The sequence below is a fragment of the Mesorhizobium sp. CA4 genome (genome assembly GCF_020165075.1).
Classification (GTDB): Bacteria; Pseudomonadota; Alphaproteobacteria; order Rhizobiales; family Rhizobiaceae; genus Mesorhizobium.
Window position 1 is genome coordinate 91,991 of the sequence record NZ_JAIUHK010000004.1, and the last position, 23,444, is coordinate 115,434.

A 23,444-nucleotide genomic window follows, 5' to 3' on the forward strand; every position below is an offset into this window, starting at 1 on the left:
TCCGCTCTTCGGTTACGGGCGGGAGCAGCGACCGCCAACAAGAAACAGCGTCGACTCTACCCCAACGGACCCTGTTTTCGGCGATGGCCACGCCATGATCCGCTCTGGTGCTCAGGCAACGCGCTCTCGTCCGGATTTTATTTCCCGGCGGCCGCGATCCGGCCGCCGGGATAAATTTTGCTTCAGAAGCCAGACAAGTCGCTGATTTCCACGGCAAACTCCGGCCGGTCCTTCGGGGCCGCCGCCGACTTCCCCAGACATCCCCTTTCAGACGTTACGGGGCTGACACGAAACTGTCATGCGACTGTAATAATCGAGGGCTATTGCGCTCACGGGCGCCGATAGAACGGGTGCCGAAAGACCATCTTCCGAACAGGAGCAGGCCACATGAGACATTTCATCCGCTCGGCGGCCGTTGCGATTGCAATGGCTGCGGCATCAACCCTTAGCATGGCCGCCGCGATGGCAGCCGACATTTCCGGCGCCGGCGCCACCTTCCCCTATCCGATCTACGCGAAGTGGGCCGACGCCTACAAGAAGGAGACCGGCATCGGTCTCAACTACCAGTCGATCGGCTCCGGCGGCGGCATCAAGCAAATCAAGGCCAAGACCGTCACCTTCGGCGCCTCCGACGCGCCGCTGAAGGGCCAGGATCTCGACGCCACCGGGCTCGCGCAGTTCCCGATGGTGATGGGCGGCATCGTTCCGGTCGTCAACCTCGAAGGCGTCAAGCCGGGCGAGCTGGTGCTCGACGGTCCGACCCTGGCCAACATCTTCGCCGGCAAGATCACCAACTGGAACGACGAAGCGATCAAGAAGCTCAACCCCGACGTCAAGCTGCCCGACCAGGCGATCGCGGTCGTGCACCGTTCGGACGGCTCCGGCACCACCTTCAACTTCAGCTACTACCTGGCCGACGTCAGCGCCGACTGGAAGTCGAAGGTCGGTGTCAACACCGCGCTCGAATGGCCGGTGGGCATCGGCGCCAAGGGCAATGAAGGCGTCGCCAACAACGTCTCGCAGACCGGCGGCGCGATCGGCTATGTCGAATATGCCTATGCCAAGCAGAACAAGCTGACCTACACCGACTTGATCAACAAGGACGGCAAGAAGGTCGAGCCGACCGCCGCCGCTTTCTCGGCGGCCGCGGCCAATGCCGACTGGAGCTCGCAGCCGGGCTATGGCGTCATCCTGGCCAACCAGGCCGGTGCCGAATCCTGGCCGATGACCTCCGCCACCTGGATCCTCGTCTACAAGAAACCCGACGACGCGGCGGCCATGACCGAAGCGCTCAAATTCTTCGCCTGGTCCTATGCCAAGGGCGACGAACTGGCCTCCAGCCTGGACTACGTTCCGATGCCGGACGCGGTCGTGAAGAGCGTCGAAGAGATGTGGAGCAAGGACATCGTCGACGCGAACGGCAAGCCGCTCTACTCCGGCATGTAATTATCGCGGAATAAGGAGGGCGTCTTTGGCGCCCTCCTGTCTCTTTCGAAATGCGAGGGGCTAATGACGGCCGTTTCCGAAGCTGCGACATCATCCGCCATGCGGACCAGGGAAGCGACGGTGCGCCGCTTCGCCCTCACCGACATGCTCTTCCGGACGGCCACGCGCCTTTCCGCCATCCTCGTGCTGGTTCTCCTCGGCGGCGTCGCGATCTCGCTGATCGCCGGTTCGTGGGAGGCGCTGTCGAAGTTCGGATTCTCCTTCCTGACCACAGAAGCCTGGAACCCGGTCACCGAGAATTTCGGCGCGCTTGCGCCCATCTACGGCACCATCGTCACCTCGGCCATCGCCATACTCATCGCCGTGCCGATCGGCATCGGCATCGCCGTCTTCCTGACCGAGCTTTGCCCGCGCCCGCTCAGGCGACCGATCGGCATTGCGGTCGAACTGCTCGCCGGCATTCCCTCGATCATCTACGGCATCTGGGGCCTGTTCGTCTTCGCGCCGTTCCTGCAGACGACGGTCCAGCCCTTGGTCATCTGGCTGTTCAAAGGCATCCCCGGCCTCAACAGCCTCTTTGCCGGTCCGCCCTACGGCATCGGCCTGCTGACTTCGTCGCTGATCCTTGCCATCATGGTGCTGCCCTTCATCACCTCAATCACCAAGGACGTGTTCGACACGGTGCCGGCGGTGCTGAAGGAATCGGCCTACGGCATCGGCTGCACAACCTGGGAAGTGACCCGGCGCGTGACCATTCCCTATACCCGCGTCGGCATCATGGGCGGCGTCATGCTGGGCCTCGGCCGCGCGCTCGGCGAGACGATGGCCGTTACTTTCGTCATCGGCAACGCGCACCGCATCAGCGCCTCGCTGTTCGCGCCGGGCACGACAATCTCGGCGACTATCGCCAACGAATTCACCGAAGCCGATGGCAACCTCTACACATCCTCGCTGGTGTCGCTCGGCCTGATCCTGTTCATCATCACCTTCATCATCCTCGCGCTCGCACGCTGCATGCTGTTGCGCATCGATAGCCGTACGGGAGCCTGACCGATGTCGACGGCCCAATCGCTTCACCAAAGCCGCAAACGCAAGAATGCCGTGATGATGACGCTGTGCGTGACCGCAGCGGGCATCGGCCTGGCCTGGCTGGCGCTGATCCTCGGCGCTCTGCTCTACAAGGGGCTTTCCGGGGTGTCGCCGGCCGTGTTTACGGAAATGACGCCGCCGCCCGGCGATGCCGGCGGCCTGCTCAACGCCATCTACGGCAGCATCGTCATGACGATCATCGGCATCGTCGTCGGCACGCCGATCGGCGTGCTGGCCGGCACCTACATGGCCGAATACGGGCGCTTCTCACGCCTTACGACGATCGTGCGCTTCATCAACGACATCCTCTTGTCGGCGCCGTCGATCATCATCGGCCTGTTCGTCTATGAGCTGCTGGTGCGGCCGATGGGGCACTTCTCGGCGATCGCCGGCGCCGTCGCCCTGTCGATCCTGGTGATCCCCGTGGTGGTGCGCACCACCGAAGACATGCTGAATCTCGTGCCCAACGCGCTGCGCGAAGCCGGTACCGCCATCGGCGCGCCGCGCTGGGTGGTGATCCGCTCGGTCGCCTACCGCGCGGCGCTGTCCGGCATCGTCACCGGCATCCTTTTGGCGATCGCCCGCATCTCCGGCGAGACGGCGCCGCTTCTCTTCACCGCGCTCAACAACCAGTTCTGGTCGAGCAATCTCAATGCCCCGATGGCCAGCCTGCCGGTGACCATCTTCCAGTTCGCTCTCAGCCCTTACGAGGAATGGCAGCAGCTGGCCTGGACGGGCGCACTCATAATCACCCTGACGGTTCTCGGGTTGAGCATCATCGCCCGCAGCCTAACCGGACGCAGAGAGGACAGATGAAACCGATGTTGTCCACCGACCTGAACGCAGCCGAGACGACCGTCGAGAAGGCCAAGATCGAGGTCAAGAACCTCAATTTCTACTATGGCCAGTCGAAAGCGCTGAAGGACATCAACCTGTCCCTGCCCGAGCGCAGCGTGACGGCCTTCATCGGCCCGTCGGGCTGCGGGAAGTCGACGCTGCTGCGGGTGCTCAACCGCATCTACGAGCTCTATCCGAAGCAGAGCGCCGAGGGCCAGGTGCTGCTCGACGGCAAGAACATCCTCGACCGCTCGCAGGACCTCAACCTACTCAGGACCAAGATCGGCATGGTGTTCCAGAAGCCGACGCCGTTCCCGATGTCGATCTACGAAAACATCGCCTTCGGCGTCAGGCTCTATGAGAAGATCAGCAAGGCCGAGATGGACAGCCGCGTCGAGCAGGCGCTGAAGCGCGCGGCACTGTGGAACGAGGTCAAGGACAAGCTCAACGCCAGCGGCCTCAGCCTCTCGGGCGGCCAGCAGCAGCGCCTGTGCATCGCCCGCACCGTGGCAGTGAAGCCCGAGGTCATCCTGCTCGACGAGCCGGCCTCGGCGCTGGATCCGCTGTCGACCGCCAAGATCGAGGAACTGATCGACGAATTGCAGGTCGACTACACGATCGTCATCGTCACCCACAACATGCAGCAGGCGGCGCGCGTGTCGCGGCAGACGGCGTTCATGTATCTGGGTGAGCTGGTGGAGTTCGACCGGACCGAGAAGATCTTCACCTCGCCCCGCGAGAAGCGCACCCAGGACTACATCACCGGCCGCTTCGGCTGAGCTCATACGAGGACATCATCATGGCCGAACATACCGTCGCTTCCTTCGACGAAGATCTGAGGCAGATCAGCCGGCTCATCAATGACATGGGCGATCTCGCCGCCTCCATGGTCGGCGCATCGACCAGGGCGCTGCTCGAGACCGACAATGCGCTGGCGCAGCGCGTCGTCTCCGACGACGCCATCATGGACGCGCGTCAGCGCGAACTCGACGACCGCGCCATTACGCTGATCGCCAAGCGCCAGCCGATGGCCGATGATCTTCGCAACGTGGTCGGCTCGATCCGCATGGCGGGTGACCTCGAACGCATCGGCGATCTCGCCAAGAACATCGCCAAGCGCGTCGGCTCGGTCGGCGTCAGCGCCGCGCCGCGCGACCTCACGCATTCGATCGATTCCATGGCGCAGATGGTGCTGATCCAGGTCCAGGCCGTGATCCAGGAATATACGGTGGGCGACGCCACGGCGCTGGCCAAGCTTCGCAACGACGACGAGCGCATCGACGTCAAATACACATCCGTCTTCCGCGAGCTCCTGACCTACATGATGGAAGATCCGCGCAACATCACCGCTTGCACGCATCTTCTGTTCTGCGCCAAGAATCTCGAGCGCATCGGCGATCATGTGACCAACATCGCCGAGAACGCCTACTATGTGCTGACCGGCACGCAATTGCCCGCCAACCGCCCCAAGCAGGACGAGACGGCAATGTCGGCGCCGGCGGCCTGACAGGGGTAACTGCCAGATGATCGCGCCACGCATCATGGTGGTGGAGGACGAGGAGCCGCTGGGGGTGCTGCTCCGCTACAATCTCGAATCCGAGGGTTACCAGGTCGAAGTGGTGACCCGCGGCGACGAGGCCGAAATCCGCCTTCAGGAAAACGTTCCCGACCTGCTCGTGCTCGACTGGATGGTGCCGGCGGTTTCCGGCATCGAGCTCTGCCGGCGTCTGAGGATGCGGCCCGAGACCGAGCGGCTGCCGATCATCATGCTGACGGCGCGCGGAGAAGAAAGCGACCGCGTGCGCGGCCTCTCGACCGGCGCCGACGATTATCTGGTCAAGCCGTTCTCGACGCCGGAGTTCATGGCGCGCGTCAAGGCGCTGCTGCGCCGCGCCAAGCCGGAGGTGCTGTCCAGCGTGCTCAAGGTCGGCGACATCGTGCTCGACCGCGAGTCGCACCGCGTCTACCGCAAGAAGAGCGAGATCAGGCTCGGCCCGACCGAGTTCCGCCTGCTCGAATTCATGATGCGCCACCCCGGTCGCGTGTTCTCGCGCAGCCAGCTGCTCGACAATGTCTGGGGCGAGACGATCTATATCGACGAGCGCACCGTGGACGTCCATGTCGGACGCCTGCGCAAGGCCGTCAACAACGGCCGCATGCCGGACGTCATCCGCACCATCCGCGGGGCGGGTTACGCGATCAGGGAAGATTAGGGGGATACGCCGAGATTCAGGTGAGGCCGGCCGGCGAACGGCGACTTCCTGCGCCTCCGGTACTCACGTGCCTAAGGTACGCTCCGTTCCGGTTCTCGGAACCCACCATTCTCGACTCGGCCTGACCTGAATCTCAGCGTATCCCGGCATCTGGCTCGCCGCTATTCGACGTGCTTGCCCGCTCTTGCCTGGCCTCCCGGCGCGAAAATCTCCTGGTCGACGAAGGTCAGCGCGCGCATGGCGCAGCCTTCGCGGATCAGCGGCAGTTCGTTCGGCTCAGTGTCGAAGGAGATCGATTCGGAGTGCTGGCCGCCGGCCGTCTGGGCGATCGCCTCGCGCAGCGCCGGTTCGATCAGGTCGAAGGCGGCCGCGCTGACGCCGACCATGGCGACGGGCGCCGGATCGATGAGGGCGAACAGGCTGCCGAGGCTGAAGCCGAGCGCCTCGCCGGCCCGGCGATAGGCCTCGCGCTCGGGGCCATCCTGCTGACGCGCCTTTGCGGCAAGCGCGCGCATGTCGGCGTCGCCGACATCGGTCGGCGTGGCATCCTCGCTTATGCCCATGGCGCTGCGCCAGATGGCATAATTGCCGGCATAGGCCTCGACGCAGCCGCGGCGGCCGCAGCGGCAAAGCGCTCCGCCCGGACGATGGATCATATGGCCGAACTCACCGCCCGAGGAATGCGTGCCGGTGAACAGCGCGCCCTTCAACACCAGGCCCATGCCGATGCCGTGCGACAAGAGGATGGCGATGAAGTCGTCGCGATAGCGCTCGGGATCGCGCCACTGCAGCGCCACCGCCATCATGTTGCAGTCGTTCTCCGTGGTGGCCGGGATGCCGAATTCCTTCTCGAGGAGATCGGCAAAGGGGATATCGGTCAGCGGCGTGATCGGCGACCACAGCATGGCGCGTGAATGGGTATCGGTGATGCCCTGAATGCCCATGGCGATGCGGGCGACGCTGCCCACGTCGAGGTCGGGATCCTGCAGCCGGCGCCGGACAATCGCCATGCATTCGCCGATCAGCTCATCGCGCGGCATGACGAGCGTGTCCAGGCGATGCTGCTCCTCGGAAACCACCTGGCCGGCATAGTCGATGACGGCAACCGACAGGAAGTTCAGCGACAAAACCACGGTCAGCACCGCGGCGGCTTCGGGGTTCAGCGCCAGGCCGACCTGCGGCCGGCCGCGTTTCAACGCCGTCGGCTCGCTGGCCTTGCTTTCGGCGAGGATGCCCTCCTGGATCAGATCGGCGGAGATCGCCGAAATGGTCGAGTGGCTGAGCCCGGTGGTGGCGGCAATCTCCGTCCGCGATGGCTGGCCGGCGCGGCGCACCGCCGAAATCACCATGGCGCGGTTGCGCCGGCGCAAATCGTCGTGACGGATTCCGACCGACATTGTCCTGCACGTCCTCCCGGTCATCGCGGCCTTGTGATGATGCCATGGCCTGTCGCTGACACGCTAGGGATTGTGGCAGAAGCCAAGGTCCATGTCATTATTATTGCGGACGTCGAAAAAATGCCTGGACCCATCAAAACCCATCAAAATCGCAGTTGACAGGGTCGTTTTGCTGGACCAATATTTTTTTGAGGCTCGAAAAAAAGCCTCTGTGCCGGCCTTCGGGCCAGTCAGGGTCGCGCCGCACGGCGCAGGGAGGATATCATGAAGAAATTCGCAGCCGCCATTCTGGCGGGCGTTGCCATGTCGCTGACGCTGGCGTCGGTCGCCGAGGCGAAGGACAAGGTGATCGGCGTGTCGTGGTCGAATTTCCAGGAAGAGCGCTGGAAGACCGACGAAGCCGCGATGAAGGCCGCCATCGAGGCCGCCGGCGACAAGTATATTTCGGCCGACGCGCAGTCCAATCCGGGCAAGCAGCTGACCGACGTCGAAAGCCTGATCTCGCAGGGCGCCAACGCGCTGATCATCCTGGCGCAGGATGCCTCGGCGATCGGTCCGGCGGTGCAGAAGGCGCTCGACGAAGGCATCCCGGTCGTCGGCTACGACCGCCTGATCGAGAACAAGGACGTGTTCTACCTGACCTTCGACAACAAGGAAGTCGGGCGCATGCAGGCCCGCGAGGTGTTCAAGGTGAAGCCGGAAGGCAACTACGTCTTCATCAAGGGCTCGGGCTCCGATCCGAATGCCGACTTCCTTTTCGCGGGCTCCATGGAAGTGCTGAAGGACGCGATCGACAGCGGCAAGATCAAGAATGTCGGCGAGGCCTATACCGACGGCTGGCTGCCCGCCAACGCGCAGAAGAACATGGAACAATTCCTGACAGCCAACGACAACAAGGTCGACGCGGTCGTGGCGGCCAATGACGGCACTGCCGGCGGCGTCGTCGCGGCGCTGACGGCGCAAGGGCTGGCCGGCACCGTGCCGGTCTCCGGCCAGGACGGCGACCATGCGGCGCTCAACCGCATCGCGCTCGGCACGCAGACGGTGTCCGTGTGGAAAGACGCGCGCGAGCTCGGCAAGAACGCCGCCGAGATCGCTTCGCAGCTCGCCGATGGCAAGAAGATGGGCGACATCGCCGGCGCCAAGGACTTCACGACGCCTGGCGGCAACACCGTCAAGTCGCTCTTCCTGACGCCGGTCGCGATTACCAAGGACAATCTCAACGTCGTCATCGACGCCGGCTGGATCAAGAAGGACGAGGTCTGCGCGGGCGTTGCCGCCGGCAGCGTCACGGTCTGCAACTAAGCCTTGCCGACATTCGATCTCACGAATTGCGCCGCGGCCTGAAAGCCGCGGGGTTTTCTCAAAAGATTGCGGTTCCGCCTCAGGCGGCTAGCTTCTAGGCTGAGTTCCGGCATCCGCCCCAGACAGCAAGCCGGCGGGAGGAAATCATGACCGACACGACGTCTACCCAACCGGCGGACACCGCGCGCGCGTCGGAATTCGGCACTGTGGCCCGGTTCCTGAAGGCGACCGAGCTCGACACCCGCATGCTGGGCATGATCGGCGCGCTGCTCCTGATCTGGGTTGGGCTGCATGTGATCTCCAGCCTGCGGCTCGGCGTCAACCCGCTCGACTTCGACAGCCGCACCTTCCTCACGCCGCGCAATCTCTGGAACCTGTCAGTGCAGACGTCGGCCGTGGCGATCATGGCCTCCGGCATGGTGCTGGTCATCGTCATGCGCAACATCGACCTGTCCGTTGGATCAGCCGAAGGGGTGATCGGCATGGTCATGGGCTTTGCCCAGGTGCATTTCCTGGTTCGCTTTGTCGGGCTTGAGCTCGGCAACCCGTGGATCTGGGTCCTGGCATTACTGATCGGCCTGGCGCTCGGCCTCATCATCGGCGCCTTCCAGGGCTTCGTCATCGCCTATCTCGAAGTGCCGGCCTTCATCGTCACGCTGGGGGGGTTGCTGGTATGGCGGGGCGCCGCCTGGTGGGTCACCAGCGGCCAGACCGTTGCGCCGCTCGACGCCACCTTCCAGCTGATGGGCGGCGGCCCGGCAGGCTCGATCGGCGCCAAATGGAGCTGGGCCGTCGGCATCGTCGCCTGTCTGGCGGTCATTTTCATGCATTTCAACGGCCGCGTGCAGCGCAAGCGCTTCCGCTTCCCGCTGCGCCCGGTCTGGGCCGAGACGCTGCTTGCCACGGTCACCTGCGCGATCATCCTCGGCGCCGTGTGGCTCGCCAACTCCTATCCATGGCCCGTCGGCATCGTGAACCGCTACGCCGCCGCCAACAACATCACCATCCCCGAAGGCGGGCTGTTCATCGCGCATGGCATCGCCATTCCGGTGCTGATGGCGGTTGCCGTCGGCCTGATCATGACCTTCGTCACCAAGCGCACGCGTTTCGGCCGCTATGTCTTTGCCATCGGCGGCAATCCGGAAGCGGCCAACCTCGCCGGCATCAACACGCGCTGGATCACCATGAAGGTGTTCATGATCATGGGCGTGCTGGCGACGATCGCGGCTGCGATCTCATCCGCCAGGCAGAATTCGTCCACCAATGCGCTCGGAACGCTGGACGAACTTTTGGTCATTGCCGCGGCCGTCATCGGCGGCACTTCGCTTGCCGGCGGTTCGGGCACCGTGCTCGGTGCCATGCTCGGCGCGCTTCTGATGCAGTCGCTGCAGTCCGGCATGGTGCTGCTCGGCGTCGACTCGCCGTTGCAGAGCATCGTGGTGGGCGCCGTGCTGGTCGTGGCGGTTTGGCTCGACACCCTCTATCGCAAGCGCGTGTGAGCAACGGGAGGAAAAGGATCATGGCCGACAAGACCGCTCCCGCCGGCGTTCCGCTGGTTGACATGCGCAACATCTCGATCGCGTTCGGCGGCATCCGCGCCGTCGACGATGCGTCGGTCGATCTCTTCCCCGGCGAAGTGATGGCGCTGCTCGGCCACAATGGCGCCGGCAAATCGACGCTGATCAAGATCCTGTCCGGCGCCTATAAGCGCGACAGCGGGCAGATATTCATCAATGGCGAGGAGGCTTCGATCTCCAATCCGCGCGACGCCAAAAAATACGACGTCGAGACGATCTACCAGACGCTGGCGCTGGCCGACAATGTCGATGCCGCGGCCAATCTCTTCCTCGGCCGCGAGCTGATGACGGGCTGGGGCACGCTGGACGACGTCGCCATGGAAGCCGAGGCGCGCAAGGTGATGGGCCGGCTCAATCCGCGTTTCCAGCGCTTCAAGGAGCCGGTCATCAAGCTGTCGGGCGGACAGCGGCAATCGGTAGCGATCGCGCGCGCAATCCTGTTTAACGCCCGCATCCTGATCATGGACGAGCCGACGGCGGCGCTCGGCCCGCAGGAGACGGCGCAGGTCGGCGAACTGGTCAAGCAGCTCAAGGCTGAAGGCATCGGCATCTTCCTGATCAGCCACGACATCCACGACGTTTTCGATCTCGCCGACCGGGTTTGCGTGATGAAGAACGGCCAAGTGGTCGGCACCGCGCGCACCACCGATGTCACCCAGGACGAGGTGCTCGGCATGATCATTTTGGGCAAATGCCCGCCGGGCGCCATTCCGGGTCCAGGCGCGCTGAAGATCGCGGCATAAAAACTGACAGATAGCCGGCTAATTAACGGTACGTGATGTACCAACCGCGGTGATGATTTGACCGCGCCATTGTATTGGCGGGGAGACTTGCCCATAAAGATCGTTGACCATCCACGGGCCGCATCTTTGAATTGAAGAAGCTCTTTCCGATCGTTGCCTTTGTCGCCGTCGCGCTGATCAGCCTGACGATGGCAGGGTTCGCTTATTTCGCGACGCAGGAGGCGGCTCGGATCAAGTTCGAGGGCACCGCCGATGACGCGTTGAACCGCATCGAAAGCCGCATCGACCTGCATCTGTCGCTGCTGCGATCGACGCAGGCGCTGTTCGATGCCCGCAACGGCGACATCACGCGCGGCGAGTTCAAAGCCTTCTTCACCGCCCTCGACATAGCCGACAATTTCGCGGGGCTTCGCGGTATCGGCTTCCTGAGACTGGCAAAGACCGGCGACGAGGCGGCGGTCGAACGCGATATCCTGCACGACCTGGGGTCGGAGCACCCGATCTACCCCGCGACAACCGAGCCATGGCGCGCGCCAATCGTGCTGTTCGAGCCGCTCGATACGTCCAACCAGTCGATCATCGGCTTCGACATGTTCAGCGAGCCGGTACGGCGCGCGGCGATCGAAAAGGCGATGGCCGACGACCAGCAGCATGCGAGCGGCGTTGTCCAACTCGGCCAGGGTGCCGGCGTGACGCAGACCTTCACCGGGTTCCTGGTTTTTGTGCGACTGAACGTCGAAACCGCGCCCGAGGTGATCAATGCAAGCCGCTCCTCCACGGCCGGCTTTCTCTACGCTGCCTTCCGCGCGCAGGACCTGTTCCAGGTCGCGCTCAGCCGTTCGCCGCTGCTGCCGGTCAATGTCGAGGTCTATGACGGCAAGCCCGAGGACGGCAATCTTTTGTTCCGTTCGGAGGCGCCGCCGGCAGAACGCATCGGGGCGACGCTTCTGGCGCGTCGCGATATCGTTGTCGCGGGCCGGCCCTGGACCGTGCTGTTCAGGCCGACAAGCGCCTTCGAGCCGCCGTCCTCGCGCGCCATTCCGGTGATGCTCGGGCTGTTCGGCCTCTTGCTTGCAGGGGCCATCGCGCTGGTGGCGCGCTATCAGGAGCGCGCCTATGAGGCAAAGTCGGCGCTGCACGAGGCGACCGAAAAGAGCCTGCTGGAAAAGGACCTGATCCTGCAGGAGATGAAACACCGCATCAAGAATTCGATCACCCGCGTGCTGGCGATCGCGCGGCAGACGGCCTCGCAAGCCACCGACGTCAAGGAGTTTTCGGCTTCGTTCTCGGCGCGCCTGCAGGCCATGGCCGCATCACAGGACATGCTGACGCGCTCGCGCTGGCAGAAGGCCGATCTTGGCGACCTGCTGCGCATTGAACTTGGGCAGGTGTTCGGCAAGGATCTTCCCGAAGGGGTGTTGTCGGGGCCTGAGGTGCTGCTCGACGAGACGACGACGCAAGCGCTCGGGCTGACCTTCCACGAACTCGCCACGAACGCGCTGAAATATGGCGAAGCCGGCAGTTCGGTGGGCGCCCTCAAGGTCGACTGGAGCATTGAAGGGCGCGGTCGCGAGCGGACGCTGCTTTTGAATTGGCGCGAAACGGGCCAGAAGGACTTGGAAGCACCGGCCAAGACCGGCTTCGGCACCAAGCTGATAGACCTCAATGTCACACGCGAATTGCGCGGCACGATCGCGCGTAACTACCGCGACGATGGACTGAAGGTGGAAATCAGGATCCCGCTGGCAGTGTGAGCGCCAAAATTCCGGAGCGGGCGAATCATTAGCTGGACGTTTTCGAATTGAAAAAACAGGAGGCCGGCAGCCGGCCTCCGGTCCTTTCCGTACTGAACTAGTTGCAGCGAGCCCGGTAGGTCGTGCCGTCACGGTGGCGATACACGCACCAGCCGTTGCGCAGGTTGCGGACCAGAAGGCCCGACCCGGCACCGACGGCCGCGCCGATCAGCGCACCCTTGCCGCCGCCGACCAGGCCGCCCACACCAGCGCCGATCAGGCCGCCGCCGACGACGTCCTGCTCGGTCGTGGTACAGCCGCTGACGGCGACCACGGCAACCATGGCAATGATCATCTTCCGCATAGAATTGCTCCTCACTTTTGTCCTCACTTTCGGCAGTGCCACCAGCCGTTTAGCATGAAAAAACACGCTTTGCCTGCCAGATTTCACTGTTGCCTAACGCAGCCTTTTCGGGGCGCGCGCCATCCGACGCGACAAGCACGCCGGAGACCCCCAGGGATGCGATCAGCGCTTCAAAGTTCTGTCTTGATCCTGCCCGGGTCAGAACAATTGCCAGGCCGCGACCAAGGCCATGGCGGCCAGAAGCGCAAACGCGCCCATGCGGGGCGAAAAATGCGACGATCGCGGCGCCGGTGGCGGCTCGGCTTCCTGGAAGCCGCTCATGGAGATGCGGGCGGCCTGCTCCAGCCTGTTCATGTCCGGAACCATCGTCAGTCTCCCAGGTCGCGCCGGCGCGGACGGGTTTCCGGCGCATTGTAGCCGGGAGTACAGAATCGAACTTTATGGTGAACAGCCGGTTAAAGCCCGTCACCGGAAAAGCTGGAACGCCATCGGCGGCACGATCAATCCGTCTCGAAGTTCCCTTGCGGAACGGTGAGGCGATATTCGATCCGATCCTCGCCGATTTCCAGCGTCGCGGAACCGTTCAGCGACATCGGCACGACGCGTTCCAGCGCCACGCTGCCGAAGCGCTTCTCATTGCGCCGCGCGTCGCCGACCGTTTCGGTCCAGGTCAGCAAAAGCTTAGGCGAGGTTCCGTTTTCGGGATCGAGCCTGGCGCGCACCTCGACATGGCCCTCCGGCCGGGACAACGCGCCATAGCTTACGGAATTCACGGCCAGCTCATGCATGGCCAGGCCGATATGCAGGGCAGCGTTGGGATTGAGATAAGGATTTTCGCCCATGAACCGCAGGCTTTTAGCCAGATCGCTGCTATAGCGGCCGACCTGGCCGGATACGAGTTCCCGCAGTGCGGCACCCCGCCAGTTGGAGGAAGTGACCAGATCCTGCGAGGAAGCGAGCGATTGCAGGCGGCCGCGGAACCGCGCCAGGAAGTCGCCAAGCGTCTCCGTATAGCGCCCGGTCTGCGTGGCGATGCTCTGGATAATGGCCAGGAGATTTTTCGATCGATGGCTGACTTCGCGCAGCAATGCCTTCAGCGTCTGCTCGCGGCGTTTCTGCTCCGTCGTCTCCACCATCGTGGTAACGACGCCGAGGACGTCGCCGGCTTCCCCGCGGTCGGCGTCGATCCAAAGCTGGAACCAGCGGACGCCATGGCTTCCCGGAATGCTGAGCTCGAGCTGATCCGCATTGCCGGACTCGATCACCCCGAGTTTGGCGGCTTGTATGCGCTCGGCCTGCGCCGGCGAAAGCAAATCCTTGCCGTCGGCCGTTTCGGACGCCCAGGGCGCGTTCATATTACGCGCCCAGACAGTCTTCATCTGCCGGTCTTGGTAGAGAACCGAGATCCCGGCATTGTGCAGAGCATGAAGCAAGGCCCGCCCGACTTGCATCCCACTCTCCGAGGAATGCATCGCGATCACTTCGCCGTTCTGCTTCTTGCCGCCGTCTTTCGTAAAACCCTCGGAAGGCATTGGAAACATCCCGCGCTAGTCCATGAACGGCTCAATCCGCAAACTGGTTCCGCCCGAGTGACCTCCCGAAATTCGCAGTGCTCTTCAAAAGCGGTCCGCCGGACGGTGCTCTTTCGAGGCGCCGCCCGGCGGTGGCTGGAAACCGTTTGAGGGGTGCGGCTTCCAGTGTTGCGGTCAAGCTCTCCTGAAGAGGGCGGCGATGAGCGAGATCACCAGGAAAGCGAGGAAAATGAAGAACAGAATCTGCGCGATGCCCGCCGATGTACCGGCGATGCCGCCGAACCCAAGCGCACCAGCGATGATCGCAACTACGAGAAATACGAGCGCCCAGTACAGCATGATGCGTCTCCTTCTTCTGTCGGGGAAAGAACGTGGCTCGGTTTCGTTTGTTCCACCATTTGCCGAAAAAGACGATCCCTTGAAGGGCTTTTCAAGTCGCAAACAGGGACGCGCCACACGCGGCGAAAAGCCTCGCCTGGCGGTCCAAGAGCTTAGCTTCCGCAGGCTCAGGCGGCGGCTTTGGCCTGGCGGTCGAAGAACAGAGCTTGGCTGATTAAAGCTTTGACCATGTCCGGATTGAAAGGCTTTGTGACCAGAAAGGCCGGCTCCGGGCGCTCGCCGGTCAGGAGGCGTTCCGGAAAGGCGGTGATGAAGATCACCGGCACCGGTGTCGAGGACAAAATCTCGTTGACGGCTTCGATACCCGAGCTGCCGTCGGCGAGCTGGATGTCGGCCAGGACCATTTTCGGCCGCGTCCTGCCGAACAAGGCCACCGCCTCGGCATGGGTGCGCGCCGTGCCGACCACGCGGTGGCCAAGACTTTCGACCATTTCCTCGATATCCATGGCGATCAGAGGCTCGTCCTCGATGATCAGCACGTCGGTCGCCACCTGGCGGGAAATCTCGTTGCTTGCCTGGGCCAGCAGCTCCGAGAATTCTTCTTCCTCGACGTCGAGGATTTCAGCCGCCTCGTCCTCGCTGAAGCCCTCGACGGCAACCAGAAGGAAAGCCTGCCGCGGACGGGGCGCGAGCGCATTCAGATTGGCCGCAGCCCGCTGCTCCCAGGCGGTCTGTGCCTGTTCCTGCGGCACGCGGATGGCGACGGAGGTGAACAATCTGGCGAAGACCTTGTAGAGCGCGATGCGGTCACTCGAGGCTTCGGGGAAGATATTGGTGTCGGCGATAATGGCTTCTAACATCGCGGCGACCAGCGCGTCACCGCTCTCCTGCGAGCCCGTTACTGCCCGCGAGAAGCGGCGCAGGAACGGAAGATGCGGAGCGATGGTAGCTGACAAACTCATTATTGACGTCTCCCTCAGATGACGTTGCATTTTCGAGACTAAACCGACTACGCACCCCGGATTTCAAACGCAGGCTTCCGGAAAAAGTTCCGCCGGCTTGGGAACTAAATTACAAGGCGGGCGTTTCGGGACTTCGGGATGGGCAACCAGACGAGGGGTTCCGCTTGCGTTGTGGTTTGAAGCTGAAGAGCGGTTCGGGTGCTGGAAACTAGGGCTAATATGAAAGAAATGTCAAAAAAACAAATGCCTGATGCCGTAAGCAGGCATCGGAACGGGGATGGCAACCCGCTGGGGGCAAACTCCGAAATCGCCCGTAAGCTCAAACAGTATTATGACGAGCTGGTCTCGGACCGTGTACCGGACCGTTTCGCTCAGTTGCTCAGCCAGCTGGAACAGGCCGAACCTGCCCAGAAAAAGGACTGAGGCATGGCGGCCGTATCCCAGAGCTTCAAGACCGAGCTGCTCGGCGCGATTCCGAGCCTGCGCGCTTTCGCCGTGTCGCTGACGCAGAACGCCGATCGGGCCGACGACCTTGTCCAGGAAACGCTGGTCAAGGCGTGGGACAAGCATGAAAGCTTCCAGCCCGGCACCAATTTGAAGGCATGGCTGTTCACCATCCTGCGCAACGAATTCTATTCGCAGATGCGCAAGCGCGGCCGCGAAGTGCAGGACAGCGACGGCATCATGACGGCCAGGCTTGCCGTGCACCCGGCCCAGCACGGCCAGCTCGACCTCAAGGATTTCCGCGGCGCGCTCGAGCAACTGCCCGAGGACCAGCGCGAAGCCATCATCCTGATCGGTGCTTCAGGCTTCTCCTACGAAGAAGCCGCCGAGATCTGCGGCTGCGCGGTCGGCACGATCAAGAGCCGCGTCAGCCGGGCGCGCGCCAGGCTGCAGGAGATCCTCAAGATTTCCGGAGAAGACGAGTTCGGGCCTGACGCGATCTCGGCGCAGGTCACAGGTTCGAACGCGGCTTGAGCCGATCTCTACCATTGCGGCTGCAAGGGTAACCTCAGGCCGGGGCGGCCCGGCCGCAGGCCAGGGCCACGGCTTCGACAAGATCGTCGCCCGAGAAGGGCTTGGTGACCAGGCGGATGTCCGGGAACGCGTCCTTGATCTCGTCCGAATCGGAATAGCCGGAGGCAAATACGAACGGCAGGCCCTCGCTGCGCAGCCGGGCGGCGAAATCCAGGGTCGAGACGCCTGCGAGCATCAGGTCGACCACCGCCGCGTCGAAGCGCGGAGACAGAGCTTCTCCGTCGATGTCGGCGATCTCTCGGGCGATCGTCACTTCGGCGGCGCCATGGTCGCGGCAAAGCTGCTCGACGTCCAGTGCGATCAGGAACTCATCTTCCAGTACGAGGATACGCAGTCCGTCGAGCAATGCTGGCACTTCTCGGTTTTCTCCTGGGGCAGAGCCGCACTGATGCGCGGAATTCGCTGCCATGTCATTTAAAAAAGACATGGGACGCGGTCTCGCGGAACCCCTGCCGGTCTCAAGCGTTTCCCTGCGCCCACAAAGGGCAGGGATTTCGAAGAGGGGTCGAAATGTCCAGCCAAAGCGCACATCCAGCTGCGAGTCGTCAATATCCTTGCGAAGTGTGTCCGTTGCGGTCGTTGCCCGCCTTTCGCGCGTTCGACACGCAGGAGCTGTCGTTCGTAAGCACTTTCAAGCGTGGCGAGCTAGCCGTCGACAAGGGGGCGACAGTCCTGGTCGAAGGCAGCCACAGCGCGCATCTCTACACTGTGCTGTCGGGCTGGGCGTTCCGTTACAAGCTCTTGCCTGACGGGCGCCGGCAGATCCTCAATTTTTCCATGCCCGGCGACCTCATCGGATTGCAGGGAAGCTTGATGGGCGAGATGCAGCATTCCGTCGAGGCCTTGTCAACGATGCTGTTGTGCGTCTTCGAGCGCGAACAGCTGCAGGAACTTTATCGCAATTATCCGGGTCTTGCCTACGATATCACCTGGATCGCGTCGCGCGAAGAACGGATGCTGGACGAGAACCTGCTCAGCATCGGACGCCGCACCGCGCTCGAACGAGCGGCCTACCTCATCGCCTTTATCACCAGCCGGGCGCGCAGTGCCGGAGTGAACGGCCAGACGCCGGTGCGGATACCTATCACGCAACAGCATATCGCCGACACCCTAGGCCTTTCGCTGGTCCATACCAACAAGACGATCCGCAAGCTGATGGACCGCAAGCTCATCCTATGGCGAGACGGCGGCTGCGAGGTGGTCGACTATGACGGACTGAAGAAGCTCGCCCGCTGGGAGGGGCTCGGCGAGGAACGCCGTCCGCTGATCTAGGCCGGTTGGAGCCGCTGAAAGGGGAACTTTGACACAGAACGGACGTTGAAATCCAAGCAAACCCAGGGAGTTAGAGATGGCAACCGCCGCAGGCAGATCCGCAACAGATGAAGCGACCACCGCCGACCTAGAGGCCGATATCGAGCAATTGAAAGTGGACATCCAGAAACTCACGGAGCAGCTCGCCAAGACCGGTCAACACGGTTATGGGGCGGCGCGCCATGCCGCTGCGGAGGGCGTCGAACAATTGCGCGCGCAAGGTGAAGCAGCCTTCGAGAGCATGCGGAGCAGCGCCGAAGACATTGAAGCGCAGCTGGTAGCCAAGGTGCGCGAGAAGCCCGTGACATCGCTGGCCATCGCGGCGGGCGTCGGGTTCCTCTTCGCCCTGCTTTCCCGCCGCTAACCTCAGATGGGGATGCTTGTCTCGCTGGTCTCCGCCCTTGCCTCGGGCGAGGCGATGGCGGCTTTGCAAAAGGCAAAAACGACGGCAATCTTCTACGGAGTCGCCGCCGTTTTCGCCTTGTGCGCTGTCGGCTTCCTCATCGGCGCCGTCTATATCTGGCTGGCGGCGCGCTATGGACCGCTGGCGACCAGTCTCGGCTTCGGCATCGGGTTCCTGGTGCTTGCAGGGCTCACCCTTGTCATTCACAAGCTGACGACGAGCATGCGGAGCAGGCGGCGCGCGAAACGGCGGCAGGCCGACATGACCGCGCTGGGCGTCACCGCGGCACTTGCACTGCTTCCGGCCCTTGCCAAGGGCAAGGGCGGAGCCATCATCGCGCCCGCCCTGGCGGTCTTAGCCTACGCCATCTGTCGCGAGAATGCCAAGCCCAAGCCGCGCAGGCCGGATCAGGAGGACATGCATTAGACTACTCGAGACTGCTCGACTTGTCTAAGGCCGGTGGCCCGCTCCAAGCTCGCCAACCTCAAACCCGTGCCCTGATCTGTTCGTCCAATGATCGCGAAAGCGATGCCACCGGTCTGGAACCTTCACGCAAAGGCCCCGTTACCCGACCGTGCTGTGCCTGAAAAGCCCGCCGCCACGCAACATGGAGGCCAATCATGACCAAGATCGTTCCTGAAAACAAAGCCCGTCAGGGACATTGGGGCTGGCATGCTCTGAGGATACTCATCGCCGGCCTGTTGCTGGTGTTCATCGCGTGGGGCGCGGTGGAGATTTACGGGGAATTGATAAAGTCGCCGAATTCCGGCGCGCAGCATGTACCGCAGCCGCCCGGCACCGAGCAGGGCCCCGCTCCCGCCCAACCGACCTCGCAACCCTGAAGGAGCGCTTTCCGCTCAAGCCGCCTTTGCGCTGACGCCGCGCGCCGGAACGAGGACGTTCAGCGCGCCGGGGTGGATTTCGACTGTTGTCTCGCGCTCCACCCGGATCAACTCGCCATCCATGACGGCTCTGACCTTTTTGACTGAAGAGTGGATTTTCAGCACCGCCCTGTCTGCCTGATGCACCTCGACATGCGCGCTCTGGCGCCACCTGCCGCGCAACATGTCCAGCAAAAGCTTTGCCAGATGATGGCGACGGCGCGCGACGCTGACATAGATGCCGAGCACGCCGCCGGCCGGATTGTCGGCATAGGGCAGATGGCCTTCGCCGAACAGGTTGTTGGAAATGCCGATGCCGGTGGTGCGGGTTACAATTTCGGTCTTGCCGATGGTCAGACTCACCTTCAGCGCTGGCGGGTTCTTGATAGCCGCCCATGCGGCGCGCGCGGATGCCTGCATTTTTCCAAGTCGCGAACCGAATTCCATTTTTTCGCGCAGCTGGACCATCTTTGCATGCATGCCGATGGAAAACTGATGAACGAAGGGCTGGCCGTTGGCGCTCGCCATGTCGACGGCGATCACCTCTCCGTCGGCGAAGGACTTCAACGCACCCTCCAGTGTCTGCGGAATGCCAAGGCCGCGGGCGAAGAGGTTCATCGTGCCGGCCGGGAGAATGGCCAAGGCCTTCTTCTTGTTCATGAGAAGGGAAGCGGCCGTGGAAATTGTGCCGTCCCCGCCGCCAGCGAGAACGACGTCGACGCTCCGCTTGGCGATGGCTTTTTCCAATGCTGCAGCGATGTCACGACCGGCAACGATTTCAATCTGAACGGAATGACCGGCGGCTTCGAGGATCTGACGCAGCTGGTCGGCGAAAGCCTGGATGTCGATGGTGCGGAACGTGCCGCCATCCTGGTTCAGCACCGCAGCAATCCGCATTCCCGCTCCGTATCTTTCTGGACTGGGCGGACGACGCCTCAGCCGCAGCCCAAACGAAAGTGCCGGCGCAAGGTTCCCCCGCGGTCAGGAATCAGCGCGACGGGGCGGCGGCGGCTGTTGGAACAAGGCCAAGTTGGAACAAGGTCACGGACACAACGTTGTGATCCTGTCGATACTGTCGCGCCCGCCACGCCGTTCAGAGGCCGCGCGGGACAGCGCCATGCACAAAGATCAGGCACGAGGAGAGATTATTATGATCCGCACTCTTTTTGCGACCACCGCGATCGCGACGCTGCTCGCGAGTGGCGCTTTTGCACAGACAACTCCCGCCCCGGCTCCACAGGCCCCAGCAGCGGAAAACACGGCTCCGGTTCCCCGCGCCGAGGGCGCCCTGATGACCAATATCATCGGCGAGTCCGTCTACAATGGCACCGGTGATGACGCCCAGAACATCGGCAAGGTGGATGATGTCGTTTTCGATTCCGCCGGCAAAGCCAAGTCCGCAATCATCGGCGTCGGGGGATTCCTCGGCGTGGGCAAGAAGGACGTCGCTTTCGACTACGGCAAGCTGGAATGGGCCGAGAAGAACGGCGACCGGTGGCTGGTTGTCAAGTCCACCAAGGATGAGCTGAACGCCTTGCCGGCGTTCGACCGCAAGCCTTACGATCCGGCGCCGGCGCAGTCTACCGACGCTACGCAGCCCGCCAACAACACGACAACAGCGCAGGCTCCCGCTGCGGCGCCGGCCGAGCCGGTGAAGAAGGCGGAGGGCAATCTGGCCACGAACATCATGGGCGAGTCGGTCTATAACGGCACTGGGGACAACGCCCAGAAGATCGGCGACGTGAAGGACATCGTGCTTGCCAAGGACGGCAAGGCCGAGTCGCTGGTGATCGGCGTCGGCGGCTTCCTCGGCATCGGCACGAAGAACGTCACTTTCGACTTCGACAAGGCGAAATGGGCGGAGAAGAACGGCGACCGCTGGCTGGTGGCCGAGACGACGAAGGAGCAGCTGCAGGCCCAGCCGGAGTTCGACCGCAAGCCTTATGATCCGGCGGCTGGCTCGACGACGGCCGCGAACAATGCGCCGGCAACCACCACGCCTGCGGTGGTCTCTTCGGGCACGACGTCCGATAAGGCAGCGAAGCCGGCAGAGCCCGCCAAGTCGACGGCCGAGAACAAGCCTGCGACGCCGCCGGCCCAGAGCACGGCCGAGAACAAGCCCGCCGCTAACGGCACCGCCGCCACCGACCAGACCAAGACCGCGTCCATCGACAAATCGACGCTGAGCGAAATGCCCATGGGCAACATCCGCGTCGACGACCTCAAGGGCACGACGGTCTATGGCGCCAACGATGCCGAGATCGGTTCGATCGGCGATGTCGTGCTGACGCCCGACAACAAGCCGGACGCGGTCGTTGTCGATGTCGGCGGCTTCCTCGGCATCGGCGCCAAGGAAGTGGCGATCGGCATGGACAAGCTCAAGTTCATGACCGACAAGAACGGCAAGAAATATCTATACACCAACTTCACCAAGGAGCAGCTGCAGGCGCAGACGGCTTATGACAAGAGCAGTTATGCCGCCAACCGCGACCAGCAGCGGTTGATTCTGAAATGAGGCAATAGGCAGTAGGAAATAGGCAGTAGGCGAAAGAATGTTCTACTGCCTACTGCCTACTGCCTACTGCCTACTCACGTACCCGACCACTCCATCCTCAGTCAGTTCCGCCAAGGCCAGCGACTGATCGAGGTGAGCGGCGCGCCAGGCGAGCATCTTTTCCGCGAACTCCAGCCGTACCGGCAGATAGGTCGGGTCGTTAGCCAAATTGTTCAGCTCGCCCGGGTCCTTCGACAGGTCGAACAGAAGCGGCGGCAGGCCGCCGCCGAAATGGACATATTTGAAGTCCACGGTACGAAGGACGGCGAGGTTGCAGGCGCGCGATCCGATGCCGAAATGGCGCTCGGCTTCGCCTTTGGCGACAGTGCGGAAATCAAACTCCCAACGCGCGGCGTCGCGCCAGTTCTGCGGTTCCTTGCCGTCTATCCACGGCGCGAGCGAGCTGCCGTCGAGGTGGCGCTGCGGCGCGGCGCCGATCAGGTCGAGCAAGGTGGGGAAGACATCGACGGCTTCGGTGAAATGATCCACAGACGAGCCCGCCGCGGCGGTCCGGCGCGGATCCCGGACGATCAGCGGAATGTGATAGCTGGCGTCGAAGAAGCCGCCTTTGCCGAGCATGAAATGGTCGCCCATCATCTCGGCATGATCGGAGGTCAGCACGATGACGGTGTGGTCCCAGGCGCCCGCTGATTTGATCGCCTGCCAGATGCGGCCGAGCTGCGCGTCGACCTCGGAGATCATGCCGTAGTAGATCGCGCGGATGCGGCGAAAGTTCTCCTCGCTCCAATCCGCCACCTTGCCCTCGATGCCGGGGATGAATTTTGTCCGCTTCTGCCCGGCGAGATCGTAGGCGAGATAGGGATGGCTCTCGGCTTCGTCTTCCGGGTTTGCTGCGCGGTTGAAAGCGGGCCCTTCGGCCGGATCATACATACTGTTGTAGGGTTCGGGCACGATGAAGGGCGGGTGCGGGCTGATGAAGGAGACATGCGCGAACCACGGCGCGTGCTCTTCCTGCTCGCCAAGCCAGCGGATGAATTCGCCGGCCAGGAAAGCGGTCGACGTCTGGTCTTTCGAATAGACGGGCGGTGCGTTGGTCACGCCGCGTTCCGCCTGGCCGCGGGCCGGACGGTGGATGTCGGGGCTGCCTTCGCCGGTGTCGACGCCTTGCGCGCGCAGCCACGACAGCCATTGCTTCTGATGCTCGGGCAGGGCCTGGCGCAAGGTGAAGCCCGGCAGCACCCCCTCATAGCTGCGCAGCCGCGGATCCCCGGCCGCCAGCTGGCGCGGATCGAGCGACACATCGGTGTAGCCGAACAGGGTGGGATCATAGCCCGCCGCGCGCGCCGAAAGCGCGATGTTGCCATGGCGCGCATCAAGCGGCGTGCCATTGCGGCAGACGCGGTTGTTCATCTGGTAGAGCCCGGTGTAGAGGCACGCGCGGGCAGGAGAGCACGGCGCCGCCCCGGCATAGTGGCGGCGGAAAAGCACGCCCTCCGCAGCGAGCGCATCCACATTCGGCGTCTTCACCACCGGATGGCCGGCCGCCGAGAGGCAATCGCCGCGCCACTGGTCGCAGGTGATGAGGAGAACATTCGGGCGGCTCGGCTGATTGTCCAAGATCGTCTCCTTGTGGAAGCGCTCAGATGGACCGGAAATCACCGGCGTTGCAAGCCAATGCCGGTGATAGATTGGTGAACATATTTTGAAGAGTTGTTCACTTTTATGACACAGTCCATTCTGTGTTTGCCCGCTTTGCCGC

26 protein-coding genes are annotated in these 23,444 nt (G+C 63.1%); 17 read left to right on the plus strand and 9 right to left on the minus strand.

Features of this window, described 5'->3' with window-relative positions; all coding sequences use genetic code 11:
• Positions 1-387: 387 nt before the first annotated feature.
• From pstS to phoB, 6 genes are all read left to right on the plus strand, one after another.
• The gene (gene pstS / locus LB528_RS04780) at positions 388-1,446 is read left to right on the plus strand and encodes a phosphate ABC transporter substrate-binding protein PstS (RefSeq protein WP_224714008.1); all 1,059 of its coding nucleotides are present in this window, start codon (positions 388-390) and stop codon (positions 1,444-1,446) included.
• 63 nt (positions 1,447-1,509) lie between these two features.
• On the plus strand, positions 1,510-2,496 hold the full coding sequence (gene pstC / locus LB528_RS04785; RefSeq protein WP_224714009.1) for a phosphate ABC transporter permease subunit PstC: 987 nt from the start codon (positions 1,510-1,512) through the stop codon (positions 2,494-2,496).
• A 3-nt stretch (positions 2,497-2,499) separates the two neighbouring features.
• Positions 2,500-3,351: a phosphate ABC transporter permease PstA gene (pstA, locus tag LB528_RS04790; protein ID WP_224714010.1), complete on the plus strand. Its 852-nt coding sequence runs from the start codon at positions 2,500-2,502 to the stop codon at positions 3,349-3,351.
• Positions 3,348-4,151, plus strand: coding sequence for a phosphate ABC transporter ATP-binding protein PstB (gene pstB, locus LB528_RS04795; protein WP_224714011.1), 804 nt, complete (start codon positions 3,348-3,350; stop codon positions 4,149-4,151). Before pstA ends, pstB begins: the two co-directional genes overlap by 4 nt.
• Before the next feature lie 20 nt (positions 4,152-4,171).
• A complete protein-coding gene (gene phoU, locus LB528_RS04800; RefSeq protein ID WP_224714012.1) occupies positions 4,172-4,879 on the plus strand; it encodes a phosphate signaling complex protein PhoU in 708 nt (235 codons plus the stop codon).
• 16 nt (positions 4,880-4,895) lie between these two features.
• Entirely contained in the window at positions 4,896-5,585 is a 690-nt protein-coding gene (gene phoB, locus LB528_RS04805; protein WP_010911896.1) for a phosphate regulon transcriptional regulator PhoB, read from the plus strand.
• 161 nt (positions 5,586-5,746) lie between these two features.
• Here phoB and LB528_RS04810 read toward each other — a convergent pair whose 3' ends face one another.
• On the minus strand, positions 5,747-6,982 hold the full coding sequence (locus tag LB528_RS04810; protein WP_224714013.1) for an ROK family protein: 1,236 nt from the start codon (positions 6,980-6,982) through the stop codon (positions 5,747-5,749).
• Between the two features lie 264 nt (positions 6,983-7,246).
• On the opposite strand from LB528_RS04810, the gene xylF reads away from it, so the two are divergent.
• From xylF to LB528_RS04830, 4 genes are all read left to right on the plus strand, one after another.
• Entirely contained in the window at positions 7,247-8,287 is a 1,041-nt protein-coding gene (gene xylF / locus LB528_RS04815) for a D-xylose ABC transporter substrate-binding protein (protein WP_224714014.1), read from the plus strand.
• A 146-nt stretch (positions 8,288-8,433) separates the two neighbouring features.
• Positions 8,434-9,786, plus strand: a complete 1,353-nt coding sequence (locus LB528_RS04820) for a sugar ABC transporter permease (RefSeq protein ID WP_224714015.1) — start codon at positions 8,434-8,436, stop codon at positions 9,784-9,786.
• A 20-nt stretch (positions 9,787-9,806) separates the two neighbouring features.
• Positions 9,807-10,607, plus strand: a complete 801-nt coding sequence (locus LB528_RS04825) for an ATP-binding cassette domain-containing protein (RefSeq protein WP_224714016.1) — start codon at positions 9,807-9,809, stop codon at positions 10,605-10,607.
• 131 nt (positions 10,608-10,738) lie between these two features.
• Positions 10,739-12,361, plus strand: a complete 1,623-nt coding sequence (locus tag LB528_RS04830; RefSeq protein ID WP_224714017.1) for a CHASE domain-containing protein — start codon at positions 10,739-10,741, stop codon at positions 12,359-12,361.
• Between the two features lie 97 nt (positions 12,362-12,458).
• Here the strand turns inward: LB528_RS04830 and LB528_RS04835 are convergent, their stop codons facing one another.
• From LB528_RS04835 to LB528_RS04855, 5 genes are all read right to left on the minus strand, one after another.
• A complete protein-coding gene (locus tag LB528_RS04835) occupies positions 12,459-12,704 on the minus strand; it encodes a YMGG-like glycine zipper-containing protein (RefSeq protein WP_224714018.1) in 246 nt (81 codons plus the stop codon).
• Between the two features lie 198 nt (positions 12,705-12,902).
• A complete protein-coding gene (locus LB528_RS04840) occupies positions 12,903-13,070 on the minus strand; it encodes a hypothetical protein (protein WP_224510623.1) in 168 nt (55 codons plus the stop codon).
• Positions 13,071-13,204: 134 nt separating this feature from the next.
• The gene (locus LB528_RS04845; RefSeq protein WP_224714019.1) at positions 13,205-14,236 is read right to left on the minus strand and encodes a sensor histidine kinase; all 1,032 of its coding nucleotides are present in this window, start codon (positions 14,234-14,236) and stop codon (positions 13,205-13,207) included.
• Positions 14,237-14,410: 174 nt separating this feature from the next.
• On the minus strand, positions 14,411-14,575 hold the full coding sequence (locus LB528_RS04850) for a DUF1328 domain-containing protein (RefSeq protein WP_224510619.1): 165 nt from the start codon (positions 14,573-14,575) through the stop codon (positions 14,411-14,413).
• Between the two features lie 167 nt (positions 14,576-14,742).
• Entirely contained in the window at positions 14,743-15,537 is a 795-nt protein-coding gene (locus tag LB528_RS04855) for a response regulator (RefSeq protein ID WP_224510618.1), read from the minus strand.
• A 219-nt stretch (positions 15,538-15,756) separates the two neighbouring features.
• Between LB528_RS04855 and LB528_RS04860 the strand changes: the two genes are divergently transcribed.
• Together LB528_RS04860 and LB528_RS04865 are read left to right on the plus strand one after the other, a co-directional pair.
• Positions 15,757-15,960, plus strand: coding sequence for a NepR family anti-sigma factor (locus tag LB528_RS04860; protein ID WP_224510616.1), 204 nt, complete (start codon positions 15,757-15,759; stop codon positions 15,958-15,960).
• Positions 15,961-15,963: 3 nt separating this feature from the next.
• Positions 15,964-16,515 carry an RNA polymerase sigma factor gene (locus LB528_RS04865; protein WP_040985057.1) on the plus strand — a complete coding sequence of 184 codons (552 nt, stop codon included), beginning with the start codon at positions 15,964-15,966 and terminating at the stop codon, positions 16,513-16,515.
• A 34-nt stretch (positions 16,516-16,549) separates the two neighbouring features.
• On the opposite strand, the gene LB528_RS04870 is transcribed toward LB528_RS04865, so the two are convergent.
• Positions 16,550-16,930 carry a response regulator gene (locus tag LB528_RS04870; protein ID WP_224510615.1) on the minus strand — a complete coding sequence of 127 codons (381 nt, stop codon included), beginning with the start codon at positions 16,928-16,930 and terminating at the stop codon, positions 16,550-16,552.
• Between the two features lie 155 nt (positions 16,931-17,085).
• Here LB528_RS04870 and LB528_RS04875 point away from each other — a divergent pair, with 155 nt between their 5' ends.
• The 4 genes from LB528_RS04875 (at position 17,086) to LB528_RS04890 (ending at position 19,131) form a co-directional block, all read left to right on the plus strand.
• Positions 17,086-17,847: a Crp/Fnr family transcriptional regulator gene (locus LB528_RS04875; RefSeq protein WP_224510985.1), complete on the plus strand. Its 762-nt coding sequence runs from the start codon at positions 17,086-17,088 to the stop codon at positions 17,845-17,847.
• Between the two features lie 76 nt (positions 17,848-17,923).
• Entirely contained in the window at positions 17,924-18,250 is a 327-nt protein-coding gene (locus LB528_RS04880) for a YqjD family protein (protein ID WP_224714020.1), read from the plus strand.
• Positions 18,251-18,256: 6 nt separating this feature from the next.
• On the plus strand, positions 18,257-18,715 hold the full coding sequence (locus LB528_RS04885) for a phage holin family protein (RefSeq protein WP_224714021.1): 459 nt from the start codon (positions 18,257-18,259) through the stop codon (positions 18,713-18,715).
• Positions 18,716-18,909: 194 nt separating this feature from the next.
• Complete coding sequence (locus tag LB528_RS04890; protein WP_140755527.1) at positions 18,910-19,131, plus strand: hypothetical protein; 222 nt, start codon at positions 18,910-18,912, stop codon at positions 19,129-19,131.
• A 15-nt stretch (positions 19,132-19,146) separates the two neighbouring features.
• On the opposite strand, the gene LB528_RS04895 is transcribed toward LB528_RS04890, so the two are convergent.
• The gene (locus LB528_RS04895; RefSeq protein WP_224714022.1) at positions 19,147-20,067 is read right to left on the minus strand and encodes a diacylglycerol/lipid kinase family protein; all 921 of its coding nucleotides are present in this window, start codon (positions 20,065-20,067) and stop codon (positions 19,147-19,149) included.
• A gap of 253 nt (positions 20,068-20,320) precedes the next feature.
• On the opposite strand from LB528_RS04895, the gene LB528_RS04900 reads away from it, so the two are divergent.
• The gene (locus tag LB528_RS04900) at positions 20,321-21,685 is read left to right on the plus strand and encodes a PRC-barrel domain-containing protein (protein WP_224510610.1); all 1,365 of its coding nucleotides are present in this window, start codon (positions 20,321-20,323) and stop codon (positions 21,683-21,685) included.
• A gap of 63 nt (positions 21,686-21,748) precedes the next feature.
• On the opposite strand, the gene LB528_RS04905 is transcribed toward LB528_RS04900, so the two are convergent.
• Positions 21,749-23,302: an alkaline phosphatase family protein gene (locus tag LB528_RS04905; protein WP_224510609.1), complete on the minus strand. Its 1,554-nt coding sequence runs from the start codon at positions 23,300-23,302 to the stop codon at positions 21,749-21,751.
• Positions 23,303-23,444: the final 142 nt, after the last annotated feature.

What these genes read in the sequence shown, in the direction of transcription:
- phoB (WP_010911896.1), top strand. Translation starts at nt 4,896, where the DNA reads ATGATCGCGCCACGCATCATGGTGGTGGAGGACGAGGAGCCGCTGGGG.
- LB528_RS04835 (WP_224714018.1), bottom strand. Translation starts at nt 12,704, where the DNA reads ATGCGGAAGATGATCATTGCCATGGTTGCCGTGGTCGCCGTCAGCGGC.
- LB528_RS04865 (WP_040985057.1), top strand. Translation starts at nt 15,964, where the DNA reads ATGGCGGCCGTATCCCAGAGCTTCAAGACCGAGCTGCTCGGCGCGATT.
- LB528_RS04855 (WP_224510618.1), bottom strand. Translation starts at nt 15,537, where the DNA reads ATGAGTTTGTCAGCTACCATCGCTCCGCATCTTCCGTTCCTGCGCCGC.
- pstC (WP_224714009.1), top strand. Translation starts at nt 1,510, where the DNA reads ATGACGGCCGTTTCCGAAGCTGCGACATCATCCGCCATGCGGACCAGG.
- LB528_RS04900 (WP_224510610.1), top strand. Translation starts at nt 20,321, where the DNA reads ATGATCCGCACTCTTTTTGCGACCACCGCGATCGCGACGCTGCTCGCG.
- LB528_RS04880 (WP_224714020.1), top strand. Translation starts at nt 17,924, where the DNA reads ATGGCAACCGCCGCAGGCAGATCCGCAACAGATGAAGCGACCACCGCC.
- LB528_RS04845 (WP_224714019.1), bottom strand. Translation starts at nt 14,236, where the DNA reads ATGCCTTCCGAGGGTTTTACGAAAGACGGCGGCAAGAAGCAGAACGGC.
- LB528_RS04840 (WP_224510623.1), bottom strand. Translation starts at nt 13,070, where the DNA reads ATGGTTCCGGACATGAACAGGCTGGAGCAGGCCGCCCGCATCTCCATG.
- LB528_RS04895 (WP_224714022.1), bottom strand. Translation starts at nt 20,067, where the DNA reads ATGCGGATTGCTGCGGTGCTGAACCAGGATGGCGGCACGTTCCGCACC.
- LB528_RS04885 (WP_224714021.1), top strand. Translation starts at nt 18,257, where the DNA reads ATGGGGATGCTTGTCTCGCTGGTCTCCGCCCTTGCCTCGGGCGAGGCG.
- LB528_RS04820 (WP_224714015.1), top strand. Translation starts at nt 8,434, where the DNA reads ATGACCGACACGACGTCTACCCAACCGGCGGACACCGCGCGCGCGTCG.
- xylF (WP_224714014.1), top strand. Translation starts at nt 7,247, where the DNA reads ATGAAGAAATTCGCAGCCGCCATTCTGGCGGGCGTTGCCATGTCGCTG.
- pstS (WP_224714008.1), top strand. Translation starts at nt 388, where the DNA reads ATGAGACATTTCATCCGCTCGGCGGCCGTTGCGATTGCAATGGCTGCG.
- LB528_RS04825 (WP_224714016.1), top strand. Translation starts at nt 9,807, where the DNA reads ATGGCCGACAAGACCGCTCCCGCCGGCGTTCCGCTGGTTGACATGCGC.
- phoU (WP_224714012.1), top strand. Translation starts at nt 4,172, where the DNA reads ATGGCCGAACATACCGTCGCTTCCTTCGACGAAGATCTGAGGCAGATC.
- LB528_RS04890 (WP_140755527.1), top strand. Translation starts at nt 18,910, where the DNA reads ATGACCAAGATCGTTCCTGAAAACAAAGCCCGTCAGGGACATTGGGGC.
- pstB (WP_224714011.1), top strand. Translation starts at nt 3,348, where the DNA reads ATGAAACCGATGTTGTCCACCGACCTGAACGCAGCCGAGACGACCGTC.
- LB528_RS04810 (WP_224714013.1), bottom strand. Translation starts at nt 6,982, where the DNA reads ATGTCGGTCGGAATCCGTCACGACGATTTGCGCCGGCGCAACCGCGCC.
- LB528_RS04860 (WP_224510616.1), top strand. Translation starts at nt 15,757, where the DNA reads ATGAAAGAAATGTCAAAAAAACAAATGCCTGATGCCGTAAGCAGGCAT.
- LB528_RS04850 (WP_224510619.1), bottom strand. Translation starts at nt 14,575, where the DNA reads ATGCTGTACTGGGCGCTCGTATTTCTCGTAGTTGCGATCATCGCTGGT.
- pstA (WP_224714010.1), top strand. Translation starts at nt 2,500, where the DNA reads ATGTCGACGGCCCAATCGCTTCACCAAAGCCGCAAACGCAAGAATGCC.
- LB528_RS04875 (WP_224510985.1), top strand. Translation starts at nt 17,086, where the DNA reads ATGTCCAGCCAAAGCGCACATCCAGCTGCGAGTCGTCAATATCCTTGC.